The 25,740-nt window shown below is 45.0% G+C and carries 24 protein-coding genes and 1 tRNA gene; 17 read left to right on the top strand and 8 right to left on the bottom strand.

Annotated elements, in window-relative coordinates; genetic code table 11:
• Positions 1-76: 76 nt before the first annotated feature.
• A complete protein-coding gene (locus BY457_RS02550) occupies positions 77-1,315 on the top strand; it encodes an ABC transporter permease (RefSeq protein WP_106151758.1) in 1,239 nt (412 codons plus the stop codon).
• On the opposite strand, the gene dusB is transcribed toward BY457_RS02550, so the two are convergent.
• Complete coding sequence (gene dusB / locus BY457_RS02545; protein WP_106151757.1) at positions 1,291-2,289, bottom strand: tRNA dihydrouridine synthase DusB; 999 nt, start codon at positions 2,287-2,289, stop codon at positions 1,291-1,293. The two genes, BY457_RS02550 and dusB, sit on opposite strands and share 25 nt — an antisense overlap.
• 262 nt (positions 2,290-2,551) lie before the next feature.
• On the opposite strand from dusB, the gene BY457_RS02540 reads away from it, so the two are divergent.
• Entirely contained in the window at positions 2,552-4,558 is a 2,007-nt protein-coding gene (locus BY457_RS02540; RefSeq protein ID WP_106151756.1) for a tetratricopeptide repeat protein, read from the top strand.
• Between the two features lie 71 nt (positions 4,559-4,629).
• Positions 4,630-5,379, top strand: coding sequence for a LytR/AlgR family response regulator transcription factor (locus BY457_RS02535; protein ID WP_106151755.1), 750 nt, complete (start codon positions 4,630-4,632; stop codon positions 5,377-5,379).
• Positions 5,380-5,421: 42 nt separating this feature from the next.
• Here the strand turns inward: BY457_RS02535 and trpS are convergent, their stop codons facing one another.
• A complete protein-coding gene (gene trpS, locus BY457_RS02530; RefSeq protein ID WP_106151754.1) occupies positions 5,422-6,411 on the bottom strand; it encodes a tryptophan--tRNA ligase in 990 nt (329 codons plus the stop codon).
• A 71-nt stretch (positions 6,412-6,482) separates the two neighbouring features.
• A complete protein-coding gene (locus tag BY457_RS02525; RefSeq protein ID WP_106151753.1) occupies positions 6,483-7,463 on the bottom strand; it encodes an adenosine kinase in 981 nt (326 codons plus the stop codon).
• A gap of 180 nt (positions 7,464-7,643) precedes the next feature.
• Here BY457_RS02525 and BY457_RS02520 point away from each other — a divergent pair.
• The 11 genes from BY457_RS02520 (at position 7,644) to BY457_RS02475 (ending at position 15,920) form a co-directional block, all read left to right on the top strand.
• A tRNA-Asn gene (locus tag BY457_RS02520) sits at positions 7,644-7,717 on the top strand.
• Between the two features lie 116 nt (positions 7,718-7,833).
• Positions 7,834-9,030: a DcaP family trimeric outer membrane transporter gene (locus tag BY457_RS02515; RefSeq protein ID WP_106151752.1), complete on the top strand. Its 1,197-nt coding sequence runs from the start codon at positions 7,834-7,836 to the stop codon at positions 9,028-9,030.
• A 4-nt stretch (positions 9,031-9,034) separates the two neighbouring features.
• Positions 9,035-9,211: a hypothetical protein gene (locus tag BY457_RS18955; RefSeq protein WP_181256321.1), complete on the top strand. Its 177-nt coding sequence runs from the start codon at positions 9,035-9,037 to the stop codon at positions 9,209-9,211.
• Positions 9,212-9,261: 50 nt separating this feature from the next.
• Positions 9,262-9,717, top strand: a complete 456-nt coding sequence (locus tag BY457_RS02510; RefSeq protein ID WP_106151751.1) for a DUF4268 domain-containing protein — start codon at positions 9,262-9,264, stop codon at positions 9,715-9,717.
• Positions 9,718-9,729: 12 nt separating this feature from the next.
• Positions 9,730-10,380, top strand: coding sequence for a class I SAM-dependent methyltransferase (locus BY457_RS02505; protein ID WP_106151750.1), 651 nt, complete (start codon positions 9,730-9,732; stop codon positions 10,378-10,380).
• Between the two features lie 126 nt (positions 10,381-10,506).
• The gene (gene rsgA, locus BY457_RS02500) at positions 10,507-11,433 is read left to right on the top strand and encodes a ribosome small subunit-dependent GTPase A (RefSeq protein ID WP_106151749.1); all 927 of its coding nucleotides are present in this window, start codon (positions 10,507-10,509) and stop codon (positions 11,431-11,433) included.
• Between the two features lie 214 nt (positions 11,434-11,647).
• Entirely contained in the window at positions 11,648-12,799 is a 1,152-nt protein-coding gene (locus BY457_RS02495; RefSeq protein ID WP_106151748.1) for an ATP-binding protein, read from the top strand.
• Positions 12,800-13,008: 209 nt separating this feature from the next.
• Entirely contained in the window at positions 13,009-13,587 is a 579-nt protein-coding gene (locus tag BY457_RS02490; RefSeq protein WP_106151747.1) for a YceD family protein, read from the top strand.
• Between the two features lie 14 nt (positions 13,588-13,601).
• Entirely contained in the window at positions 13,602-13,787 is a 186-nt protein-coding gene (rpmF, locus tag BY457_RS02485) for a 50S ribosomal protein L32 (protein WP_010664763.1), read from the top strand.
• A 309-nt stretch (positions 13,788-14,096) separates the two neighbouring features.
• Positions 14,097-15,101 (top strand): beta-ketoacyl-ACP synthase III, encoded by a 1,005-nt coding sequence (locus BY457_RS02480; RefSeq protein WP_106151746.1) that lies wholly within the window; start codon positions 14,097-14,099, stop codon positions 15,099-15,101.
• A 144-nt stretch (positions 15,102-15,245) separates the two neighbouring features.
• A complete protein-coding gene (locus tag BY457_RS02475; protein ID WP_146130943.1) occupies positions 15,246-15,920 on the top strand; it encodes a hypothetical protein in 675 nt (224 codons plus the stop codon).
• Positions 15,921-15,970: 50 nt separating this feature from the next.
• On the opposite strand, the gene BY457_RS02470 is transcribed toward BY457_RS02475, so the two are convergent.
• The 3 genes from BY457_RS02470 to BY457_RS02455 form a co-directional block, all read right to left on the bottom strand.
• Positions 15,971-16,600, bottom strand: coding sequence for a DUF459 domain-containing protein (locus BY457_RS02470; RefSeq protein ID WP_106151744.1), 630 nt, complete (start codon positions 16,598-16,600; stop codon positions 15,971-15,973).
• Between the two features lie 24 nt (positions 16,601-16,624).
• A complete protein-coding gene (locus BY457_RS02465) occupies positions 16,625-17,719 on the bottom strand; it encodes an acyltransferase family protein (RefSeq protein WP_106151743.1) in 1,095 nt (364 codons plus the stop codon).
• 308 nt (positions 17,720-18,027) lie between these two features.
• Positions 18,028-18,516: a DUF7004 family protein gene (locus BY457_RS02455; protein ID WP_106151741.1), complete on the bottom strand. Its 489-nt coding sequence runs from the start codon at positions 18,514-18,516 to the stop codon at positions 18,028-18,030.
• 347 nt (positions 18,517-18,863) lie between these two features.
• Between BY457_RS02455 and BY457_RS02450 the strand changes: the two genes are divergently transcribed.
• The gene (locus tag BY457_RS02450; protein ID WP_106151740.1) at positions 18,864-19,652 is read left to right on the top strand and encodes a polysaccharide deacetylase family protein; all 789 of its coding nucleotides are present in this window, start codon (positions 18,864-18,866) and stop codon (positions 19,650-19,652) included.
• Positions 19,653-19,899: 247 nt separating this feature from the next.
• The gene (locus tag BY457_RS02445; protein WP_219885124.1) at positions 19,900-21,888 is read left to right on the top strand and encodes a tetratricopeptide repeat protein; all 1,989 of its coding nucleotides are present in this window, start codon (positions 19,900-19,902) and stop codon (positions 21,886-21,888) included.
• Here BY457_RS02445 and BY457_RS18950 read toward each other — a convergent pair.
• Together BY457_RS18950 and BY457_RS02435 are read right to left on the bottom strand one after the other, a co-directional pair.
• Positions 21,851-23,104, bottom strand: coding sequence for a hypothetical protein (locus tag BY457_RS18950; protein ID WP_258176529.1), 1,254 nt, complete (start codon positions 23,102-23,104; stop codon positions 21,851-21,853). The genes BY457_RS02445 and BY457_RS18950 overlap by 38 nt on opposite strands.
• A complete protein-coding gene (locus tag BY457_RS02435) occupies positions 23,091-24,413 on the bottom strand; it encodes a DUF4270 family protein (protein ID WP_106151738.1) in 1,323 nt (440 codons plus the stop codon). Before BY457_RS02435 ends, BY457_RS18950 begins: the two co-directional genes overlap by 14 nt.
• Before the next feature lie 288 nt (positions 24,414-24,701).
• Here BY457_RS02435 and BY457_RS02430 point away from each other — a divergent pair, with 288 nt between their 5' ends.
• Positions 24,702-25,730, top strand: a complete 1,029-nt coding sequence (locus tag BY457_RS02430) for a Kelch repeat-containing protein (protein ID WP_258176528.1) — start codon at positions 24,702-24,704, stop codon at positions 25,728-25,730.
• Positions 25,731-25,740: the final 10 nt, after the last annotated feature.

Here is a 25,740-nt window from a genome sequence, read left to right as displayed (position 1 = left end):
AAGGATTTAGATTTAGAGCAACAACGTAGAAATTGGACTTTATAGACAAACACTAATTCAGGTAATTTTTAATCGAATGAAGCTGGCTCTCCATATAGCACTGAGGTATTTGTTTGCCAAAAAATCTCAAAATGTCATCAATGTGATCTCTATGATTTCGGTGACAGGGGTTTTGGTGGGCTCTTTGGCCCTGATTGTTGTGCTGGCAGTTTTCAACGGACTTCACGGACTTATCGGGTCACTTTATGGCTCTTTTGATCCGGAATTGAAGATATCACCTGATCAGGGCAAGGTTTTTTACCTGGATTCTATTCCTTATCAGCAAATTGTGCAGATGGAAGAGGTTTCTGCTGTTTCGCAGGTGTTGGAGAGTCAGGCTTTGCTGCGCTCCGGGAGCCGTCAGGTGCCGGCCATGATCATGGGAGTGGATGACAATTTTGCTGAAGTGTCGGGTATTGATTCAATTATCATTGAGGGAGAATACAAACTGCAGGAGGGGATGCAAAACTTTGGTGTCATTGGTTATGTGTTGGCCGACCAGCTTGGTTTGCGACTCAACTTTGTTAAACCATTGGTGATGTATGTTCCCCGGCGTACCGGACAGATCAATCTGATGCGTCCGGATTTGTCGTTTCGAAAGGAGTATATTCATCCATCAGGAATGTTTGCAGTCCAACAGCTTGATTATGACTCGCGATATCTGATTGTCAATATTGGACAGGCACGCAGCCTGTTTGAGTATAGTGACGGGGTAGTGTCGTCACTGGGAATTTCTTTAAAGCAGGGGGTGGATGCCGATGATTTAAAACGGCGTTTGGAAGAGCTTCTCGGCGCCGGATTTTTAGTGCAGGATCAGCATGAACAGCATGCCACTTTTTACAAGTTGATGCGGGTAGAGAAACTGATGGCCTATTTGATTTTACTTTTTATCCTGGTGATTGCTCTTTTTAATGTAATCGGAACTTTGTCACTGCTGATTTTTGAGAAACGGGAAAGTATCGGAACGCTCCGCAGTATGGGAGCCGGAAGAACTTTAATCAACCGTGTGTTTCTCATTGAGGGATGGTTGATATCTCTGGCCGGGGTTACCGCCGGAGTCCTTCTCGGTGCTTTACTGGTTTGGATTCAGCAACAATACGGTTTGTTACGTTTTGGTGGTGGCGGCACCTTTGTGGTGGATGCCTATCCTGTGGCACTGCAATGGACAGATATGGTGCTGGTTTATGTGAGTGTCTCAGCCATTGGATTTCTGGCCGCCTGGTATCCCGTAAGGGTGATTGTTCGTCGCTACTATTCGGAGCAGGGGGAGGAGTAATTGGCCCATTTCAAAGCAATCTCACTCAGTATTTCGTTGAGTTCTTCAATGTGTTCTGTCCGCAACATTTTTATCTTCAGGGGTCTGAAGTTTTCCAGACCTTTAAAGGTCACTGCCAGGTGACGTCTCGAATGCAGGATGCCTCGTCTTTCGCCCAGCCATTTCACCGACATATTTACCTGCTCACGAATCATCTCCACATGTTCTGCCATTGTAGGGGCGGGCAATAATTTTCCCGTGTCAAGAAAGTGACGGATTTCTTTAAAAATCCATGGACGGCCTATGGACGGACGTCCAACCATCAGAGCATCCACGCCATAAGTATCCAGGTATCTGCGTGCTTTTTGAGGTGAGGTAATGTCGCCGTTTCCAATGATGGGAATGTGCATTCTGGGATTGTTTTTCACCTCTCCAATCAGGGTCCAGTCAGCTTCTCCGGTGTACATCTGTGCTCTTGTTCGTCCGTGAATGGTAAGTGCTTGTATGCCGGTGTCCTGGAGCCGTTCGGCCACTTCCACAATGTGTTTCGACGACTCATCCCACCCCAGACGGGTCTTAACTGTTACAGGCGTTTTTACCGCTTTGACGATGGCTTCGGTAATAGCAATCATCTTGGGAATGTCGCGCAACATACCGGCTCCGGCTCCTTTGGAAGCGATTTTTTTCACCGGACAGCCAAAGTTGATGTCGATGATGTCAGGATTGGCCTGCTCGGCAATCTTTGCTGCTTCTGCCATGGCATCAATCTCTTTGCCGTAGATCTGGATGCCTACAGGACGTTCTGCATCATTCAGTTCCATTTTTGTTAGTGTCTTATCCACTTCGCGCACCAGTGCATCCGATGACACAAATTCTGTGTACATCAGATCGGCGCCATACCGTTTGCACAGTTCCCTGAACATTCTGTCGGTAACATCCTCCATCGGGGCCAGAAGCAAAGGTTCAGCCCTCAGTTGTAAATTCCCTATCTTCACTTGTATCCATTTTAGCCTGCAAAGATAACCCTTCATCAAAAATTGAGAAACAGCATGGGCTGATTAGATAAAAAAAACTGTATTTTGGTGGACAATCCGGTTATAATTGCTCAAATTTCGGGTTGATCTTTAAGACCTTGCCTGAAAATGGCAGGTGGGTTTCCCCGGGCGGTGAATTTTGTGTGAATCAGCCGTTCTGTTTCCGGAAAATTTACCGGGAAATCTTTACCGAATTGCATGAAGAATAAAATTCTGAATTATTATGGGAAAACTTCAGTGCCTGTGTTTTCTTTTTTTCTTCCTGACAATCTCCTGTAATAAAATCGGGGAGCAGGCTGAGGTGCCCGGTAAACCGGAAGGAGACCGGCTCCCCGGTACCGATTCTCTGGTGGTGGAACAGCTGATAGAAAAATCCTTTTCTCATTATGGGCAGGGAGGTGTACACGTGGATATTAACGACAGTTATCTTGCCGAGGCGGAGGATATTGCCCGGAAAAACGATAACATCTATCAGCTTGCGCGCATCTATAATTTACTGGGACAACGCTACCGAAACCGGGCCGATTATGGTGAGGCCATGAAATTTCATCAAAAAGCACTGGAGTTCGCTACTGTTGCTAATAAGCAGGAGCTGTTGGCAAGTGTATATAATCAGATTGGGGTGGTTTACCGGCGCATTGATGACAACCCCATGGCATTGGAGATGCATGTGAAAGCGCTGGCTCTTGCAGAAGAGGCTGGTGACTCTTTAACCATCAGTTCTGCCATCAACAGTATCGGGAATGTGAATTACAATCTTGGACGATACCTCTCCTCCATTGAGTATTTTAAGCGGTCACTGGCCATGTCAGAGGCACAAAAGAATAAGCTTGGACTGGCCATTAACCATAACAATATGGGAGAGTCTCTGCTTAAGATGGGGCAGGTTGATTCTGCACTTCATCATTTTTTCACTTCACTCGACTATAATTACCAAATCAACAGTAAGGTGGGACAATCCATCTGCTTTAACAGTCTGGGAGGAGCTTACATCGCACTCGACCGGCCTCATAAAGCACTGGAGTATTTACAGAAAGCTCTGCATCTTAATGAAGAGCTGGGGGATCTGATGCAGGTGGCCATCAGCCATTCCAAAATTGGAGAGACCTATTTGGGTATGGGAGAATTGCAGGAGGCAGAAAAACATCTGAGGGAAAGTCTGGAGATTGCCAAAGGTATCGGAGTGCTGTACCAGATAGAAGAGGGCTCCCGGTTATTGTCAGAATTATATGAGGAGAAAGCGGAATTTGGCAAGGCACTTGATTTCTTTAAAACCGCAGCTGTTTACAGAGACAGTATTATCAATACAAAAAACATCAATCATCTGGCCACCCAGGAGGCTATTCTTGAGTCGGAGCGGCAACGGGAGAAAATTAATCAACTGAATCAGGAGACCATTCGTCAAAAGTCGATGCTCGATCGTCAGCGGTTTTATTTAATTACCGCATTGATTATTGTGGTGACCATTTCGTTTGGAATATTCATGATTGTGAGACAGATGCAGTTGAAGAGCCGGTACAAAAATGTGCGTCACCAGCAAAGATTGCTGCGTTCGCAGATGAATCCGCATTTTATTTTTAATGCCTTAAGTGCCATTCAGGTCTATATTCTGGAGCATGATATCGAAAAATCATCCCGTTTTCTCACTGATTTTGCACGCCTGATGCGTCAGGTATTGCGAAATTCCACTCACGATTACATTTCATTGAAAGAGGAGGTTCAGATATTGAAATATTATCTCGAACTCCAGCGACTTCGCTTTTCTGAGTCGTTCGATTACGGCCTTCATATTGATGATTCTCTGAAGATAGAGCATGTGATGGTTCCGCCAATGCTTACCCAGCCATTTATCGAAAATGCCATCGAACATGGGATTAAACCTATCGGCAGTGAGGGACAGATTCAGATTCACTTTAAAAATGATAAAAACCGGGTAGTGGTTGAGGTTGAAGACAACGGAATTGGAATTGACGCATCCAAAGAGGCCAGCGAAAAGGAGCGTAGCCATGAATCTATGGCCATTAAGATCACCCGGGAGCGGCTGGATATGTTGCGGAGAGATTCCGGAGGACGTACCGAGCTGTCCATCAGAGATAAAAAGCAGATCAATCCTTTTGATCGCGGAACCATTGTCAGGATTGTTATTCCTCTTGTGGAAATTGATCAGCACGGGAAAACGGTTTCCCGTCAGAAAAACAATGTTCTAAAAACAGAGTCTGTATCAGTTTAGAACCGGCTGCCAGATTCATTAAATAAGCAAACCCGCACCTGAAAGTTACAACCAGAATATAAAATAACGTAATGAAGAAGGTCTTAATTGTTGAGGATGATCGGGTGATGCAGAAAATTGTGGGAGAGATTCTGAGACATCATTTTCCTGAGTTTGAACTTCTGGGGGCAGTTTCGCTGGTCTCTGAAGCTGTTGAGATTATACATGAAGAGACACCTGATCTTTTAATTCTGGATATTGCACTTCCCGACGGGACCGCTTTTGATCTTCTTCAAAAGGTGGAATTCTACAATTTCAAGGTGGTTTTTATGTCGGGTCATGAAGATTTCCGGGAAGAGGCTATTCAGTTTTCGGCGGTGGGGTTTGTAAAGAAACCGTTTGATGTTTCCGATTTGGTACTGGCAGTGGATAAAGCTTGTGAAGCCATTGATGAAGCTGAGTATCATTACAAGTTGGAGATTCTTCTTACCAATGCCAATCTTCCTGCCGCCTCACAAATGGTGGTTTTTCCTGTAGAGGGGATGGTGAAAGCCGTTTCCTTGTCCTCCATCCTTTTTGGGGAAGCTGTGGCTGGTGGATCTGTGATGCATATCGAAAATGGTCAAAGTTTGTTTGTGCCTCGGCCCCTGCGGTATTATGAGCAACTTTTCGCCAATTTTGGGTTCCTGCGTTGCCATCCCTTGTATGTGGTAAACCTTAGACGAATTGAGAGCCTGGATGAGAAAAACACCCTCGTCTGGATGGATGAAGGCTCAGGCATTCCTCTGGAAGCACGGAAATACGAAACCGTAAAAAAAAGGTATTACGAAATTGTTCCGTAATACCTCTTTGACTGATGATATGAGTTTTCTCTGCAGAGCAGGTTAAAACGGTTTGAAACCGATAATTTCTCTTACCTCTTTTACTGTTTTGGATGCACTGGCATGTGCTTTTTCTTTTCCCATTTGGGCAACTTTTCTCAGGTAAGCATCATCGGCGGCAATGGCATTGATTTTCTCTCTGATGGGAGCTGTAAAGTTGATGATGTCTTCAGCAAGTTTTTTCTTCAGATCTCCGTAGCGAATGATGCATTTGGCGTAATCCTCTTTAAACTGATCGAGCACTTCTTTTTGTGAAACCACTTCCATAATGGTGAAAAGATTCTGAACAGGCTCGCTGACCGGAGAGTCGGGCACGGTCGGGCCGCTGTCGGTGACTGCTTTCATCACTTTTTTGCGGATGGAGGCAGGTTCCTCGGCCAGAAAGATGCCATTGCCTTCGGATTTCCCCATTTTGCCTGAACCATCGAGCCCCGGGATTTTTATAAGAGACTCTCCAAAGTTAAAAGGTTGGGGAATGGTGAAATAATCCGTTTCGTAAATTCGGTTGAAACGATTGGCAAATTTGCGTGTCATCTCCAGGTTTTGCTCCTGATCTTTTCCTACCGGTACTTTCGAGGCCTGGTGAATAATGATGTCTGAAGCCATCAACACCGGATAGGTCAGCAGACCGGCATTCACATTCTCGGGCTGTTTGCGGGCTTTATCCTTAAAGGAGGTGGTGCGTTCTAACTCACCCAGGTAGGCATTCATATTCATCAGCAATGTCAGTTCCGCTACTTCGGGTAAGTCACTTTGAATATAAATGGTCGCTTTTTCAGGATCGAGACCTGCTGCCAGGTATTCAGCAAGAATTTGACGCACATTTCCGTGCAAATCTGCCGGGTGTGGATGTGTGGTTAGTGAGTGGTAGTCAGCAATAAAAAAGTAGCAGTTGAAGTTCTCCTGCATTTTCAGGAAGTTTTTTACTGCACCAAAATAATTGCCGAGATGAAGATTTCCCGTAGGCCGAATACCACTTACAACAGTTTCCATAATATATATCGTTCTTTTATTTGATTATCTGCAAAACGCCTGCAAAAATAGCAAAATAATTTGTCCGGCGCTTAGTTTATCAGCGCTGCGACCTCTTCTTTAATCATATCCCAGGTAGCATCATCCATTTTGGGACCAATTACTTCAATCACTTTTCCGGCAAGCAATGAGCCGATGCGGCCGCACTGTTGCATGGAGAGACCGTGAATCATTCCAAAGAGAAATCCGGAAGCATACAGGTCGCCGGCACCGGTGGTGTCCAGGCTTTCAACCTGAATGGGGGCGATTTTCACGATTTCATCATGGTGCTTGATGACAGAGCCTTTTTTTCCGAGTTTTAAAACGGTGAGATCGCAAAATTCGGAAATTTTATGTAGTGCTTCTTCTTCTGCCAAACCGGTAAAGGCTTTTGCTTCCTCCTCATTGGCAAAAAGAATATCCACATATTTTTCCACCATTTCATGCAGGAAGTCCAGGTTGTCTTCCACCACATTAAAACTGGCCAGGTCGAGAGATACTTTCAATCCTTTAGACTTGGCAAGTTGAAGGGCATGACGAATCAAATCGCGGTTCTGAACCAGGTATCCTTCAATATGCAATATGCTGTAATCGTCGAACAGACTGTCAGGTATTTCGTGGTGTGCCAGCTCAACAGCAGCACCCAGAAACGTGGCAAAGGTTCTTTCCGAGTCGGGACTGATCAGTGCAAAGGCGCGTCCTGATTCGTTGTCGCTTTCCAGCAGATAGGGTTTAATACTCCTCTTTTCCAGGTCGGAACGGAAAAATGCTCCCCACTCATCTCTTCCTACTTTGCCAAAGAAACCTGTCTCTACTCCCAGGTTGGCAAGTCCGTGGATGGTATTGGCAGCCGAACCTCCCGATGCCTGATTTCTGGGAAAATCGCGTGTGGCAAGTAAAACGTTGGCCACTTCCTCAACATTTACCAGTTGCATTGACCCCTTGGGGTATTTCAATTCGGAGAGAATGGTGTCGTCCTGTAAACGGGTTAAAATATCCACCAGCGCGTTGCCCATCCCAATAACCTTGCTCATAATGTTTTCTGTTTTGATTTTCGGAGTGCAAAGATGAGGATTTTTTTACAAAGCAGGAATTTTTTCAAAAAAATGCATTGAAGGTCTTGCACAGTTAAAATAAAGGTCATATTTTTGCAACCGCAATCAGATAAAAGCAACGGCTTTTAAAAAAACAAGAAATTGTTGTTTTGCACTTATTCCTCAGTAGCTCAGTTGGTTAGAGCGGCGGACTGTTAATCCGTAGGTCGTAGGTTCAAGTCCTACCTGGGGAGCTGAAAGTCATCCTGGATTCGGGGTGACTTTTTTTGTTTTAGGACACATTATTATCCGCTTTTTATTGAAGACTATAAGGTTTTAGTTTTCTTATTGATATTAATTTTTTAAACGAATGAATAGTCTTTTTTTGGTTCTGGTATTAACGCTTTTTGTTTTGCCGGATGTAGTTTCCCAGGATTTCAAAATTGAATTGAAAGGATATGTTGGCGTGAATGCTTCGGTTAACAGCCGTGAAAGTGCTGAAGCCCGCAACCGACATATTTATCTCTATCCTTTGCCCGAACTGTTGAACGATGCAGGAGAGGACGAACGTGATAAGTCGCAGTTTGACCTGGATGCTGCTTACAGCCGTTTTGGGCTTCATATTTCCGGTCCCGAACTTAAAGGATTCAAAACTTCTGCCATGGTAGAGGGTGACTTCCTTGGGAAGGGCAACGGCGACAACAATTTCAGGCTGCGACATGCTTTTGTGACCTTTGCAAAAGAAAAGTGGTCGATTACGGCAGGTCAAACATGGCATCCAATGTTTTTGCCCGAAAATTGTCCGGGCACCGTAAATGTAAATGCCGGAACTCCGTTTCATCCCCTGATAAGGAATCCTCAGATCAGAATTTCCCGACAGCTATCTCCAAAAACGCAGTTGCTCTTCTTTGTGGTGGAGCAAAACAATTTCAGAAACAGTGGTTTTGAGGTTTCCGGTACCGAGCATGCTTTGATGCCGGAGCTGGATCTTCAGATGAAATGGAGCGGAGATGGTGTCTGGACTGCTTTTACAGCAGGATATAAAACCCTGGCTGTCCCCGGTGAATTTACCGAAGGTGCGGATGTGGAAAAAGTTTCCGGGTTTCATTTTAACGGGTCTTTTAAATATAAATTGCCTGCTGTTACTTTCAGTATGGAGGGTATTTACGGAAGCAATCTTTCTGATTTGGTGATGCTGGGAGGTACCGGCCGGTCGGTTGGTGACAATGAGTTTGTCTCTCTTCATACTGCTTCTGTCTGGACCGATATTCATGGCAACAATAAGGAAGGTTTTCAGCCCGGACTCTTTGCCGGATATACTGCAAATATGGGTGCTCCCGGGGAGGTGACCGTAATCCCGGAGTTGTCACGCAGCGAGGGGCTGGTGGCCTCAGTCTTTGGGGTGTCACCACGTATAAAGTATCTCATGGGTAATGCCTGGGTAGGACTGGAATATCTGTTTACTGCAGCGCAGTGGGGAAACAATTACGACAGTTATGGTGTTCCTGTCAATACCGAAGAATATATTAATCATCGGATGTTGTTATCTTTACGGTATAATTTTTAAGCATATGAAGACAAAATTGGGAATTGTAGCTGTTTTGTTTGTAGTAATGGGGTTTGGAATGGTTCACGGTGGATCGCAAACCATGGAGCGTATAGCCATAGGGTTGATGGGAACCGGAATTGCCTATCTTCTGTACCTGCTTTTGTCGCAGAAAAAGAGCGAAGAGCAAAAGAATGACTAAAGCTCCGCTTTTTTGTCAAAGGATAATGTATAATCAGATCTGAAGCGAATATGTTCAGTAAAGAAGAAGCCAAAGAGTTGCGTCTTGAGTTTTGGCAAAAACTTTCCAACCGTACCAGAAGATTGCCAGGCCAAAAAGGGCGAAAACGTCTGTGGATTGGTGACAATACCGGAATTAAGGGATTGGATTTGCGGTTTGATGTAGGGCGTGAAAAGATCATTGTGGCTTTGGAGATCAATAAGAAAAAAGAAGAGGACCGCCTGGCCCTCTATGAAAAGCTGGAAGCTGCCAAAGAATTGTTTGAGCGGGAGTTTGAAGGGCCTTTGATTTGGGATTTTGCTTATACCAAAGACAATGGGCGGGATGTGTGCCGGGTGTATGTGGAGCAGCCGGGTGATATGTATGTCAGAGAGACCTGGCCCGAGATCTTTACTTTTATGATTGACCGGATGATACGTCTGGAGAAAGCCTTTCTGGAGGTCAAAGATTATCTGAAGTATATGTAAAGCAAGATTTTTATGGCCCGGAGTTGTCCTTTGTGCAATAATTCTATAGCAATTTCCCCCTTGAAAGGCCCCCTAAACAGGCACTATTTTCATTGTCCGGTTTGCGATCTGATTTTTGTTTCTTCTGATGATTTGCTGACCGTTGACGGAGAAAAGGAACGCTACGAAAAACACGAAAATGACATCAACGATGCCGGGTATGTGAATTTTCTTAATCAGGCAATGGATCCTGCGCTTCCCTTTATAAATACAGGAATGAGGGGGCTTGATTTTGGCAGTGGTCCGGGACCTGCCCTTTCGACGTTGCTTGGCAAAAGGGGCTTTGATTGTCAGGATTATGATCCTGTTTTCGGGCCTTCATTCCCGGAGGGACTTTTTGATTTTATTTTTTCCACCGAAGCGTTTGAGCATTTTCACGATCCTGTAAAAGAGATGAATCTTATTCATGACCGATTAAATCCCGGTGGATTCCTGGTAATCATGACCATGTGGCATTCGGGTCCGGAAAAATTTCTTAATTGGTTTTATGCCCGGGATGATACGCATGTGTTGTTCTTTTCATTCCGATCTTTTGAATACATTGCCCGCAGGTGGGGATTTGAGATTGTTTGGGACGACGGGAAAAGAGTAATCATTCTTCAAAAAAAGAAGCGGAACGAATAATTTATTTTTTCAGGATTGTGACTGAAACTGATAAATCATTATTTTTGATAAGTGTAAAAATCCATAATTGATTAAATTAAGGTTCATTACGCTAACAGTTAGAATACCATTACTAAAAAGAGACATTTGAAAGAAGGCGTTGTCATAAAATCGACCGGTAGCTGGTACAATGTGCAAACCAATGATGAAGCTCCTGTTTCCTGCAAAATCAAGGGGAAATTTCGGTTGGATGAACTCAAGAGTACCAATCCTGTGGCTGTTGGCGACAGGGTAATGTACAGTGTTGATGAATCCACCGGAACGGGCGTGATCGAGAAAATCGGAGAACGCCGCAATTTCATTGTCCGTCGCGCTTCCAACTTGTCACGCCAAACCCAGATTCTGGCTGCAAATATAGATCAGGCCATCATTGTGGCCACCATCAACTATCCGGTTACCACTCCTGTTTTTATTGATCGGTTGCTCGCCAGTACGGAAGCTTATGACATCCCTGCCACCATTATTTTCAACAAGGTGGATCGGTATGATCATTTTCATAAGGATCAGCTGGCTGAATTTCAGGAGATTTATGAAAAAACAGGTTACAATGTTCTGACCACCTCCGCCAAGCATGATGAAGATCTGGAGTGTGTGAAAGATCTATTGAAAGGGAAAGTATCTCTGCTCGCCGGTCATTCAGGTGTAGGGAAAAGTACACTGGTAAACAGGGTGGAACCTTCGCTGAATCTTAAGACCGGCCGCATTTCTGAGCGTCACCACACAGGGCGGCATACCACTACCTTTGCTGAAATGCATCCCCTCTCTTTCGGAGGATATATCATCGACACTCCCGGTATCCGCGGATTTGGACTCTTTAATATTGAAAAAGAAGAGCTGGCCCACTATTTCAGGGAGATTTTTAAGGTGGCTCCCGGTTGTCGTTATTACAATTGTACACATTTGCATGAACCCGGATGTGCCGTAAAAGAGGCTGTGGAAAACGGTGAAATTGCCGCTTCCAGATACAAGAGCTACGTAAGCATCTATCTCAACCGGGATGAGAAGTACCGGTAGAGGGAGTTCGGGGGGCGGGGTTCTGAGTTCTGAGTTCTGAGTTCTGAGTTCTGAGTTCGGGGTTCTGGGTTCTGAGTTGTGAGTTCGGGGTTCTGGGTTGTGAGTTCGTGGTTCGGAGTTTTGGGTTCGGAGTTTGGAGTTTTGAGTTGAGCGGATTGGTGGATGTGATTAAAACTTTCGTTGATATTGGGCATTGGAATAGAACAATTCATAAATGGAGATTTACAGTCGGAAAAGGTGGTGGAAGTTTCTTTTGATGACAGGAGCCCTGGTCATTGGAGGGGCTTCGTTGTTTTATACCAATAAACTTACCTCGGAGCTCCGGCGTGAAGAGACGCGTAAAATGGAATTGTGGGCCAAAGCCAACAGGCAGTTTACCCGTCCCGATATTGATGAGCAGTCGCTGGAGCTGGTGTTTGAAATTATCCAGAATAATACCACCGTGCCACTGATCATCGCAGACAAGGTGGATACCATATATTTTCACAGGAATCTGGAATTGCCCGATAAAAACCAGTCTGCTTTTCTTCAGCAGGAGCTTCGGCAGATGAAGCAGGGGAGGGAACCCATTGTAATTGACCTGGGGAACGGTCAGAGGCAGTATCTTTATTATGCAGACTCCATTATTCTGCGCAAGCTGCGGTGGTTTCCGCTGGTTCAGCTTTTTGTGGTGATTGTTTTTGTTTTGCTGGCATACTGGGCTTTTAGTGCTGCCCGGCGATGGGAACAGGATCAGGTGTGGGTAGGCATGGCCAAGGAAACAGCGCACCAGTTGGGTACTCCCACTTCCTCCCTGCTGGGTTGGCTCGAACTGCTGGAGATGAAGAAGGTCGATCCATCATTGGTTGGGGAGATGCGGCATGACATTCAACGGCTGCAAACCATAACTGCCCGTTTTTCGAAAATCGGGTCTCGTCCCGAACTCAAAAATGTGGATGTTACAGATATGCTTCATGAGGTGATCGGTTATCTGGAACATCGCATCTCTTCGGGCGTGGAAATCAGGGTGGAGCCACCTGAAAACATGGATACTCCGGGGATTCGGGTGAATCGGCCCCTTTTTGAGTGGGTGGTGGAGAATATCAGTAAAAACGCTGCCGATGCCATGGAGGGGAAGGGAACGCTCACTTTTGCCTGGGGAATTTTTAAAAATCAAACTTTTATCGATATTTCAGACACGGGAAAGGGGATTGCCCGGAAAAATCAGAAAACCATTTTTAAGCCCGGTTACACCACAAAAAAACGGGGTTGGGGACTCGGATTAACCCTTGTCCGACGGATAGTGGAGGATTATCACAACGGGCGCATCTTTGTAAAGGAGTCATCACCCGGAAAAGGAACTACCTTCCGGATTTTGGTTGGATAGGGGGTTTTGAGGGATGAGAGTTGAGGGATGAGGGATGAGGGATGAGGGTTGAGGAATGAGGTTGGGTGTCTGTAAAGACGCACGATCGTGCGTTTTTACAATCCTGGGTTTATTAGTGTTTTTGCTGATGGTTTCAGATCAAAAAAACTTTTTCTGAAATTATTTTTCCCACACAATGAATATTTTATACCTTTGCGAAGTTTTTACGTATGGCAGCAGAGAAGAAATTGAAAGAGTATGGCATTGCCTTTAAGGGACTTAAGGATGGAGAACACCTCTTTGAGTACCGTTTGAAGGACGCCTTTTTTGAGCTGTTCGAGCAGCCTCAGGTAGAGACCGGTGACCTTTTGGCCACTGTAACGCTCTTAAAAAGCAGCCGGATGCTGGAATTTCGATTCCGCATCGAAGGAGAAGTTGGCACGGTTTGCGACCGGTGTTTGTCGGATGTAAATGTTCCCATCGATTATGAAGGAACACTTTATGTCAATTTTGGTGATGAATATGCGGAGCCTACCGAAGAAATTGTGATCATTCCGCATGAGGAACACACCTTCAATATTGCCAGCTATCTTTATGAATTTATCGTGGTTAGCGTGCCCATCAGGCATATTCATCCCGATAACGAAGACGGCACACCGGGATGTGATCCCGAAATGCTGGAGCGACTGGAAGAATATATGGTCCACGACGATATTTCCGTTTCCGAAGAAGAGGATGCGGATGATGATGAACCTGTAGATCCCCGATGGGATGAGTTAAAGAAATTAATAAATAAAAACAACAAGTAAAAAGAGGTTATAAGATGGCACATCCAAAACGAAAAACATCGAAGACGAGAAGAGACAAGAGAAGAACTCACTACAAAGCCAGCATGCCTGCTTTGGGAGTTTGCTCTAACTGTGGCGCTACCATCAAAATGCATACTGTATGTGATGAGTGTGGCCATTACAGAGGAAAACTGGCTGTAGAGAAAGAAGTTACCGCTTAAGTTTCAGTTGATTGAGATGTTCGGTTGTAACAGACGAATCATCGGCTTGCAACGTGTTCCCGTCTTGCGGAACAGTGTGAAAGATGGTGTGACTTGTTGTACTGAACCGGCATCCCTTCAAATGACTGTTTTTGCAGACTACGAAATCTGATTGATTGAAATATGCCCCTAAGTGATTCATTTAGGGGCAGTTTTGTTTGCAGATGTTTGGTTGGTGCCAAACGCTGCCATTATCAGGCCCAAGCCATGGCCCGCCACATTCCGTGACGCACCGGGATACTTACGGCCTCAAAAATTCTGTTTGTTACAATGGAAAAATTGAATGCAGTTATTACCGCCGTCGGAGGATATGTCCCCGATTATGTTCTTACCAATGAGGAATTAAGTAAAATGGTGGAAACCTCCGATGAGTGGATTACCACCCGCGTAGGTATTAAAGAACGCCGAATTCTGAAAGGGGAGGGCAAAGGCACCTCCGATATGGCTATGATGGCCGTGAATCAGGTACTGGAAAAATCAGGCACTTCTCCCGAAGAGGTGGATATGCTGATTTGTGCCACCGTAACTCCTGATCATGTTTTTCCTGCAACCGCCAATATTGTTTCTGACAAATGCAATATTCGCAATGCTCATAGTTTTGACATTAACGCGGGTTGCTCCGGGTTTTTGTATGCCCTGGATACTGCAGCCAAATTTGTGCAGACCGGAAGCAGGAAAAAGGTCATTGTGGTGGGAGCTGATAAAATGTCGTCCATTACCGATTACACCGATCGGACCACCTGCGTGCTTTTTGGTGACGGAGCCGGTGCTGTACTGTTAGAGCCTACAATCGAAGAGGTGGGAGTGCTCGACAGTAAATTGCAAAGTGACGGATTCGGGCGTGTTTACCTTCATCAGAAAGCCGGTGGATCAGTGAAACCGCCATCGCACGAGACCATCGACAACCGGGAACATTTCATTTACCAGGATGGCCCTCATGTATTCAAACATGCGGTGTCGAAAATGGCCGATGTGGCCGTTGAGGTGATGGAACGCAACAACATTACTTCCGAAACGCTGAACTGGCTGGTGCCTCATCAGGCCAATATGCGCATCATCGAAGGTACTGCAAAGCGTATGGGTATCGATAAGGAACAGGTAATGATCAATATTCATCGCTATGGCAACACTACTGCCGGCACATTGCCCATCTGCCTTTGGGAATGGGAAAACCAGTTGAAAAAAGGAGACAACATAATTCTGGCTGCTTTTGGGGCAGGATTTACCTGGGGTGCCCTCTATCTGAAATGGGGGTACAACGGTGATCAGAAATAATTTCTGTGTAAATACAGAATAACAAACGCATAAACAAAAGCCCGGTATCGATTGATGATTCAATTGATGCCGGGTTTTTTGCTGAGTTTTTCACAACAATTCACAATCTCGTTGGTTAGCCTTATGAACCGAAAAAGATTGTTTATGCAATTTCATGTTAAGATTAATGAGGTTAAAAACACAGACCAGCTGGAAGATGCCTGGTCGCTGGCCGATTTCAAAGAACTGATGACCCGTTTTGAGGTGCCGGATGCCGAAACGGTGAAGGATAACGAAGTGAAGGATTTTCTTTTTATGGCCATTAATGAATTTGAGCCCAGGGAATCCGCTGCCATTGTGCTTGATTACAAATTATCTGACCAGCTGACAGAGGGGCAGATTGATAATATCTCGCTGGAAATGCTCAGTGAGAAGATGGCGGAAAAATATACAGAGATTGACCTTCACAAACCTTTGTTTGAGGTTAATCAATTGCTTTACAAAGCCTATAACGGAAAGTTCCCGCATATTCAAATCAATGTGATTGATTTGGAGCTAAGTACCAATGAAGAAGGTGCTGAGTTTAATAAAGAGGTGGTTTTAAAGGCTTTTAGTCAGGGCTTGTCGGACAATAACCTGCTTCATCGCCTTTTTGGAGATCAACTGGAAGGAAAGGTTCCGTTTCCCGAAGCCGAGGGAATTGTCTGGGAATTGAAAGAGAAAGGGGATGATCATTATGAGGTGATCACTTCAGAAAAATGGCTCACCAAAGAGGAAGTTGTCAAGACTGAATTTGATGCTGTGGTAGTGCTCTATGATGAGAATGCTGCCGAGGCATAGCATGGGGCCATTCGGAAAAGCCCCAGCCGGGGTGATACCTTGATTGAAATCTATAATATTTCTCCTGCAATAATCTCTGCCATCGTGGCCAGCCCCCGGGTATCCGGGTGGATGCTGTCGAAAAACATTTCGCCTTTGTCCAGCATGGGGGTGTAGAGATCTATGACCCGGAGGTTGTTGCGTTGGGCAACCCTCTTTACAACGGGGATGACGCCATTGACCACCGTAGAATCATTGATGCCCCACTTGGTTTTAAAAACCGGCACGGGGAGACAGACATAAATTTCCGGGTTGGTTGGGATGGTCTTAAACGTATCAATCATTGCCTGATAACTGCTTTCGTACTTGTCTTCATTCCAGTTGACAGGCTTGGTATCGTTGGTTCCGAGCTTTAGTATGATTACATCAGGCTCATACGCAAAAACATTGGAGAACTCCTTGGCTGTATGATAGGGGAAATTGCCGTCATATCGCATCGTGGTGGAGGTGCGGCCAAGATTCATCACAGAATATTGATTGCCCAAAAGACTGTCCAGAATTACGGGATAGGCCAATTTGCTCTGGGGCGAAATCATGAACCCTTCAGTAATGCTGTCACCCACGCAGGCAACCTTCATTTTTTCCTGTGTGCAGGAGGACAGTGCAGTAATAAGCAGTAAGGAAAATAATATTTTCTTCATTTATGTGATTTTAACAAAGACGCATTAATATTTTAGCAATTTTTCTTTTCTTTTTCTGGTAAGGTATTTGCGCACAGGTGTTTCAATAAGTTGCATAACCAGCCACGCAAAAAAGATCATGAGCGCCGTTCCTATTGCGATGATCCACGTAAGTTGCTCATCCGTAGGATTCCGTGTGGTAAAATAGTGACCAAACATCCAAATGGCTGCATAATGAGTCATGTATAATGGATAGGATATTTTGCCCAGAAAGATGCTTGTTTCTTTCAGAACTCCGGAAAGTGCAGAACCTGCTCCAAGAGCAACGATAAAAGGGAAGTAAAGAAGAACTATAAGGGATTCGGTAATCCAGTTTTGAGAGTGCCATGGCATGAAAAAGGCGGCGGACAGCATTAGGGCCAATGGGACAAATCCCAGTTTGTTTTTGATAATCCATCCGGAACGAAAGATGAGTAGTCCTGCCAGAAATGAATAGGACATTCTTACCCCGCCGTGCAAAAAAGTGTTGCCATCCCAGCCTCCCAGAAGGTTGCCGGCACTGTAGCTTACCCATACCAGAGCTATAGCTGCCGGAATAAGCAAGACCCACAGAGTTTTGCGCGAAAGTCGGATCAAAACAAATGCATAAAGTATATTGGCGATGTACTCCCAGAAGAGTGACCACGAGGGAGCATTCAGCCCAAAAAGATTAAAGCCTCTCTCTTCCATTACGGGGAGAGGAATCATCAACATGGAGGCAAGGAAAATCAGAGCCATTGCCGCCAGTGAATATCCTTCTGCATGGTTGGCAAAAGGGTCAGCCAGAAGCGCAATCAAGCCAAGAATGGAGCCGATAATTACCAATGGATGTAGTCTTATCAGGCGGGAGATAAAGAAATCTTTACGTCTCATTTTGGGCAACCGATTGTCGTATGCATAGGCAATTACAAACCCTGAGAGGCACAGGAAAAAATCCACTGCGAGGAACCCATGTCCGATAAAGTTTTGGGAAATGTCCGGTTTTATCCATTCCATATAATGAAAAATCACCACCGCAATGGCCGCAATCCCTCTTAATCCGTCCAGGAGATGAAAATGTTTTTTACTTTTTAATATTACCGCTTCCGGGGTGTGACTCATTGTCCTTTTGTTTAACAGATTAAATATATTTCAGCATATTAGTGAATTAATATTTAATTTTGGGGTAGGATGTTACCCCCCAAATGCGACTGGCATTGCTTTCACAAAAACTCAAGGCCTTCGGTGTCTGGTATTGTATGGTCCGGGATGTTTCCCAATATCACCAAATATTGCTTTTTAAAGAAACAGGTGTTTTACAGGAAGGGGTTTTGTAAGAAAGGAATAATCACATTTTATGCTGATGTTGCAAACATAATAAAATTTTGCAAACACGGTAGCAGAGGGCGGTGTGAATTGTATGAAGCAGCTTAAAAACCTAAAGATTTCATAATGGCATCCAGCTCCGATGAATGTTTTCCTTTGCTGGAATTTACAGCTTTGGCAGCAGGCATTCCCAAAATCAGCACCTGATACAGCGCCAGCCTGATTGTTCGTTTTTTTAACAGAGAACTATTCTCATTCTCTCCGGCAATGAGTTCGGCATAGATCACCGAAAACCATTGCTCCACTATTTTTTGATCGCCGTGAAGATAAGACCCGGTAATTGAGTCAATCAGGCTCAAAACACTTGTGTTGATGTTGTAGGAGGTACGTTCATAAATCTCAACAAAATCATTGTAAAGTTTTTGAGGTGCATAGGTTTTTGAGATTTTATAGAGATCAGTAAGGTATTCTTCTTCACGGGGTGTTTTCCGGGTACCATCTGCCTCAACAATCCAGACGCTTCGATTGTCAACGGCTCCTTGGTCATATACGACTTTTCTGTTGTTCTTTAAGTTTTTTACCAGTTTGCTCATATTTGCTGTTTAGCAGTGTATTCAAGAGTGATATTTGTGGATGTTTTCGCAGTTCCTGAAGGTTGGATGATTGGGGAGCCTGTTCGGTACATTCAACAGATCAAATGTAGTGTAAATTTTTGAAAGAGGGATTTGAACGAATGGCGATGAGAAGGGAAATTGTCTTAGGTGCCCCTTCCTTGTCGTTTAATGTCGGCAATGGTCAGTCTGCCGGTTATTCCCTGTCTCTGAACGGATATTTTTGTTATTTTTACGCTAACAAAAGCATCTTTCTTCATGGAACTGAATCTTCTGAATCCCCGTAAGTCTCTTAACAGCGCATTTAGAAAAGTAAAACCATCCGAAAAATGAACAAATTGATATCAATTATTGCAATTTCCGGGCTATTGGCTGGTACCGTCAGTCACGCACAAACCGACCAACCCAAAGGTCCCTGGAACAATCACAAAGCAGCAGTGGTACTTACTTACGATGATGCGCTCAATGTGCATCTCGACAATGTGGTCCCTGCCCTGGATGCCGCAGGTATGAAAGGAACATTCTATGTACCCGGCAATGCTTTGGCACTGGTGGAGCGCATGGATGAATGGCGGGATATAGCCCGAAGCGGTCATGAATTGGGTAACCACACTCTTTTCCATCCTTGCGATGGCAGTTTGCCCGGCCGCGAATGGGTGAGTGCGGATCAGGATCTTTCCACCTACTCGTTTTCGCAGTTGACGGAAGAGATTCGGATAGCCAATGCATTCCTGAAAGCCATAGACGGAAAGGATCAACGCACTTTTGCCTATACTTGTGGCGATAAAGTTGCCGAAGACTCCTCTTTTGTGGAAGCCATCTCCGGCTGGTTTACTGCCGCTCGTGATGTGGTTTACCGCATCGAGAAACAAGGTGAGATCAATCGTATGGAGGTAGGTTCTTTTGTCGCCATGAATCACACTGGTGAAGAACTGATTGCACAGGTTGAAAAGGTGCGTGAAGAGGGCGGTTTGCTGGTATTCCTGTTTCACGGAGTGGGGGGCGAGCACAATATGAATGTTTCGCTGGAGGCACACAACAAATTGTTGGAATACCTGCAGGTCCATGAGGATGAGGTATGGGTCGCTCCGCTGGTGGAGGTGGCAGAGTATTTTTAGAAGGAAAAGGAAAATCCAACTGGTTGAACACCCCAATCCCGAAGGGAAGGATTTGAGGATCCAACTCCCCATTTGCTTTTGTTAACAATCAGCAGTTTAGGTGCTTCTGTTTTCGGCAATACAGAGTTGTTTATCCTTTATTTTGGGTTGTTCGTCAAAATGTGGTGTTGCTTTGTCTTGAATTACAATCTTTTACATTTTTGTGGCGTAAGAGGGGATAGAACATGTAGAGGGGAAGACCATGACCATGAGGTTTTTACACAATTTGACACGAAAGGCAATTATCCTTGTGCTTTTGATATCAGTGGCTCTACCTGCCGAGGCAGGTAGAGACGATTTGCATATGCGTACATTTAAAAAAGCATTTGCTGCTGCCGGGGATAAAAATTATGAGGAGGCAATTGCCTTATACACAGAGATTCTTGAGCAAAATCCGCAGCATGTGGATGCCCTGACACAGCTGGGTATCTGCTTTGTACATACCAATCAGGAGCTTGATTCGGCATTGGCGCTTTTTCATACTGCACTTAGTATTATTCCTGTATCCGACAAATTTTCCCCGTTCGGGGTGGATTTGCAACGCACCATTGCGCGTACATACCACCTGGAACAAAGACCCCGGGAGGCCTTGTCTGTTCTTAAAACCCTTCGCGATTCCGTGACAGAGGCTAATTTGCGGGAGGAAATCGCCGCAGAGATGAAGCAAATCCGGAATTCTGCTATTTTGTTGAAGAATCCCGTGCCGTTGAAGATTACCAACCTTGGGGATTTTTTTAATTCTGACTATGACGATCACAGTCCGCTGGTTTCGTTAACCGGGAATCGTATTTTTTTCACATCGCGCCGTCCTGCCGGTCGCGGGGCACAGTTGCCCGACGGACAATTTGCCGAAAAGGTGTTTTTCGCCGAGCGAAACCAAAAAGGGTGGAGCAAACCCCGGGTGCTGGATGAATTCTTTTCGCGCACCGAACACAAATCCATATTGTCTTTGTCGCCCGATGGCAATCGGTTATTTCTTTTTAAAAACGACAGGGAGGGGAAAAGTATTTATGTGAGTGATTATATGAACGGAGAGTGGCAGGAACCTGAAAAATTGCCTTATCCGATCAATTCCCGTTGGGATGAAACGCATGCTGCTTTGTCGCCGGATCAGAGCACACTCTATTTTACCAGCAACAGACCCGGAGGATTTGGAGGACTTGATATTTACAGGAGCAAACTTGATGCTTATGGACAATGGGGAGAACCGGTAAACCTGGGACCGATGATCAACTCAGAACTGGATGAAGAGACTCCCATGTTACACCCCGATGGACAAACGCTCTATTTTGCCTCCGAGGGACATACCTCTATGGGAAGATTTGATGTTTTTTACAGCCAGATCCAGTCAGAAGAGACCTGGACCGAGCCTGTGAATATGGGACATCCCATTAATACACCCGATGATGATTTTTTCTTTGTTCCCACGCTGGACAAGAGTCAGGCTTATTATGCATCTTACCGGTTTTCTGAAAATGTGGGTCGTTCAGACATCTATAAAGTAGAGTTTGATTCTTTGTATAGCGGTTCTCTGGCAGTGATTGAGGGAACCATCAGAAATTCCGGGGATGTACCTGTTGAACAGATCAGGCTTCTTGTTTCGCGTGATTCGGATAATAAGCAGGTGGGCGATTACCGTCCCAACCCTGCCAATGGTCGTTATCTATTGTTCCTGGAAGCAGGTGAAAACTATACCATTGAAGAAGTTACGCCCGAATCGGCGGAACAGCCTTTGAATATTCATGTGTCAGACCAATTGTCGTACGATAAAACAGAGCAAATAGTGATGTTGCAGGATCCGCGGATGGCTGCTCCTCTGAAACCGGGTCTGGTTCCTGAATCGGGAAATTATCGCAAACTGGCAGAAATTCCGCAGAACTTAGAAAAACTGCAGGCTCGATTGGATACCACTTTTACCATTCAGGTGCTGGCACTCCGCCATTATCCCGAAGTAGGTTTTTGGTTCTTCCGGGGTCTGGATCTGGAATCGGTCAACGCTCTTGAAGGTCGTGACGGCTATCTGCGATACGTAACCGGACGCTTCCGCAATCGGGAGGAGGCTGAACAATACCGAACCCGTATTCAGCAAAACGGTCGTTTTAGTGATGCCTGGATTCGGGCCTGGGAGCCTTTGGAGGAACTATCTGAGCCGGACAACTCTAATAAAATTTCTGCTTTGCAAACCAATGTTCAATAATGGAGAAACTGAGTTTGAATTTGTGATAACGCTCTTCGATAAGTCCGTTGTCTGCAGTTCCTTTTATGGAGTATTGGTATGATAGATGGAACCTGTTTCCGCGATCGCTTACCGGAACAGAAAAACCGGCACTAAATCCTTTTTCAGCAATGCGTGTTCCATTGATGCTGATATGTCCGTCGGTATAAAAAGCTCCTGCCTGCCAATTCATCTGATTAATACATTTGTGTTTGTTGTTAGGATTGGACCAGGATACTCCTGCACCAAAGGTTTGTGAATCATGAAAAGTACCGTTCAGTGTGCTGCTGTGGTTCAACAGAGCCCATTCCGCCAATGAGTAATCAGCTGCTACCTGCCATCCGGAGTTCCATTGAGCTGCCAATCCGATGTTGTAAATGTTGGGTAACCACACATCATCAGCCGATTGGTCTTCATCGTAATAGGTGGTACTTTCATCCTGTTCGATGGTTTGGTTGAAGGTGGCATAAATGTTGGTTTGGGGTTGCCAGGTGGCACCGGCATGCAGACTCCCGTTTTTGAGTCGCGCCTTGTATTGCAAACCATATTTCAGATAAAGATTGTTGAAATACCATTTTCTGGTGTTGCTAATGGTCATTCCACTAAGAGATGAATAATCAGCTGTCTCCATAATGTCGGTAGATCCCCAGAGGAAAGAAAAGTCTATACCCGCCGACAGGTTTTTCCAAAGCTTAATTCCGTTGGACATGGTTATCCGCGAAAGGCCTCCACCTCCTTCATAAACAATGGGGTACTCGGATGTTGACCCCAGTATGTCACTTTGGGCGTTAATCTCGTATCCTATACTTGAGAAGGGGTATAAACCCACCGACATTCCCCACCGGGGAGTAATCCGGAAGCCCATGGAAAGAATGTCAAAATTGGAATCAAAATTGGTTTGTTCCTTTCCTGACATGATGAATTTGTTGGAAGTTCCCTGTGCCTGGAAATTGAAATAAAAGGACAGAGAATCAAGATTGCTGAGTGAAGCTGGATTCAGTGTGTTTAGGTACTTTTCTGAGGGTATTGCCACTCCGCTGTTGCCCATGGCAGTGTTGTGAGCATGTGCAGCTGTTTCCATTACCCCAAATCCAAAAACAGAATAAGGAGATGAGGTGTTGTTCTGCGCTTTTAGCTGCACTATACCGTTGATTGCAATCAGAAAATACAGGAGAATACGTTGTCTATTCTTTGTCATAATTGTAGTAAAAAACATTTAATCTGGTTTCTGCCGAAGGGTCGGTATATCCTTTAAATTTCACTCTGTCCACACTACTTTGAAGGTCTTCTTCGGGAAGTGCCAGTACAATACCTGTGCCTTCGGTGGTAACTTCTTCATTGATGAGCGCATTCAGAAAGTAGGTGATGTCGAAAGTGTAGGTATAGGATTCCTCATAGAGGGAGGTTGATTTACTCAAGGTGCCGGTTACAGTATTGCCACTGCTGTTCACAATGTAGGATGATAGCTGATTGATTTTGTCAGCTTCCAGTAAATACAAAGTTGTTGGTGGTGTTTGGGTTTGGTGACTTTCCGCTTTGACACCCACTTGCAAGGTAGCCTTTACAATTTGCCCCTGCTGTTTCAGTGCCTTCATGGATGGGAGTCCGGGAAGGTCTATGCGGGCGAAGAAACCGGTTCCTCCCTGCAAGATAGCTGATTGATTCAATTGAGATTCGGGGACTTTTTGTTTGTAAGATGTCAATGATCGCAATGCTTCCTTATCGGAGATGCTTACAATATTATTGAACTGAAGGGTTGTTTCTGCCAGTGGAAAATCGTGGGTGAGTTCGGTCTTTTCCAAATCCACCTTATGGGTATATAGCCGTAGATTGATGCTTCCTTCTTCGGCTTCAAATCCCAGGACGGCGTTGGAGATGGTTGAGTCGGGAACCAGGGCAAGACCATGAAGGATCCCTTCAAAGTCCACAGCCGTAAGTGATGTATTGCTTTGCAGTGTATCCAGGAGCATCTGACCAAATGAATCATCTATCCTGATAAGTAACTCCTTCTCTTCGGTGGTGTTCGGCTCGGGATAATAAGTTACCTGTCCGACAGGCCCTTTTGCATAGTGGAAAAAATTATCTGCACAAAGCGTTCCTGCATCGTTGGCAGTGATTTCTTCCTGAAGCAAATGAACACTGACCCCAAATAGTTGAGTTGTATCCCCCAGGTAATATCCTGAATGTTGTAAGACCAGGCATAGTGAATCGTACTTCTCACCTTTGTTGATGTTATCGGAAGTTAGTTCGATATTGAAATAACTGGTGGATTTTGTTTCGTGTATCTCGCTATAGCCGCAAAGAGCAATTCCTGTTCCGGATGTTTCCACACTATCCATCCTGAAGGTAGAAAGGTTCAGTGAAAAAGTATCTGTAATAGCTGTGTAGGTTTCTGTATCTACAAAATCATCTCCAATAGAAAGATCCCCCTCTGAGCAGGAAGGTAAGAGGGGGATTCCGGTAAACAAGAGAATCTGAAGAAGAAGTAACGTGGTTTGCTTATTCATACATGGTTGTTTTTCCTGACCGCGAATGTATGACAGGGGGCGCTCTTCAGTCTCTTTTTTTCAACGAGAGGGGCCAATCTGCCGGCAAGCACCTGATTATTCTCAATGATGGTATTGGACATTCAGGAAATAGAGAAAACCGAACCGTTGAAAGAGTTTGCTCTCCTGTTGGTTGAAAAAAAGGTGGTGGAGAGTCAGGTTATTTGTCTTTTTGTGGTCAGCCAGCTCGTTATCAGTGAGAGGGTAAAAAGAAAAAATATAGTTTGGAATATTAAATAGCAATATCTTATGCAATTATCTAAAATGTTATGGTGGATTCTATTATCCACAATTTTGCTGTTTGCAGCATGCGATGATGACGACGATGAAGAACTATTGGGCAACTGGGTTGAAATGGGAGCCTTTGAAGGAATTCCCCGTACCGATGCTGTGGCTTTTGTAATTGGTGATTATGCCTATATAGGCACCGGTTACAATGGAGAGGAAGATGAGCGCCTGAGAGATTTCTGGCGTTATGATGCAGCCAATGACAGCTGGAGAGAGGTGGCTGCTCTTCCTGACGAAGCTCCTGCCCGAAATGGGGCCGTAGCTTTCTCTGCCAACGGTAAAGGGTATGTTGGTACAGGGTATGATGGGGACAACAAGCTAAAGGACTTTTGGGAATTTGATCCTGCAAAAGGCGACAACGGACAATGGACACAAATTGCCGATTTCCCCGGTACCGCGCGTTATTCAGCGATTGGCTTTGGTATCGACAACCATGGATATGTGGGCACCGGCTATGATGGCAACCGGCTCAAAGATTTTTACCGGTATGATGCTTCGAGTGGTAGCTGGTCGCAAATTACCAGCATTGGTGGTTCCAAACGCCGGGATGCCGCCGTCTTCGTATTGGAAGGCAAAGCCTATGTGTTTACCGGGGTTGACAATAGTGAGTATGTGACCGATGCCTGGATGTATGATCCGGAAAGTGACAGCTGGACCGAGAAACGTGAGATTACCAGTAATACAAATGATGATGAGTCGTATGATGATGATTACAGTCTTGCCGGGAGCAACGTCGTAGCATTTACAATGGATGGATGTGGGTATCTTACAACCGGGGGTGCAGGATATGCCGGCAATTCTACCTGGGAGTACAATCCTATTACCGATTTTTGGGAGGAAAAGACTAATTTTGAGGGATCTTCCAGGAGTGATGCCTTGGCTTTTTCCATCAACAACACCCCTTATGTGGCCACCGGCAACAGTTCGGCCTATTATTTCGATGATGTGTGGACGTTTCGCCCCGGTGAAGAACAAGATGATAATGATTAACCTGTTTTTA

The sequence above is a fragment of the Marinilabilia salmonicolor genome (assembly GCF_003003035.1).
In the GTDB taxonomy this organism is placed as follows: Bacteria; Bacteroidota; Bacteroidia; order Bacteroidales; family Marinilabiliaceae; genus Marinilabilia; species Marinilabilia salmonicolor_A.
Note: the sequence above shows the minus strand (reverse complement) of the source record. Positions and strands in the feature narration are given on the sequence as shown.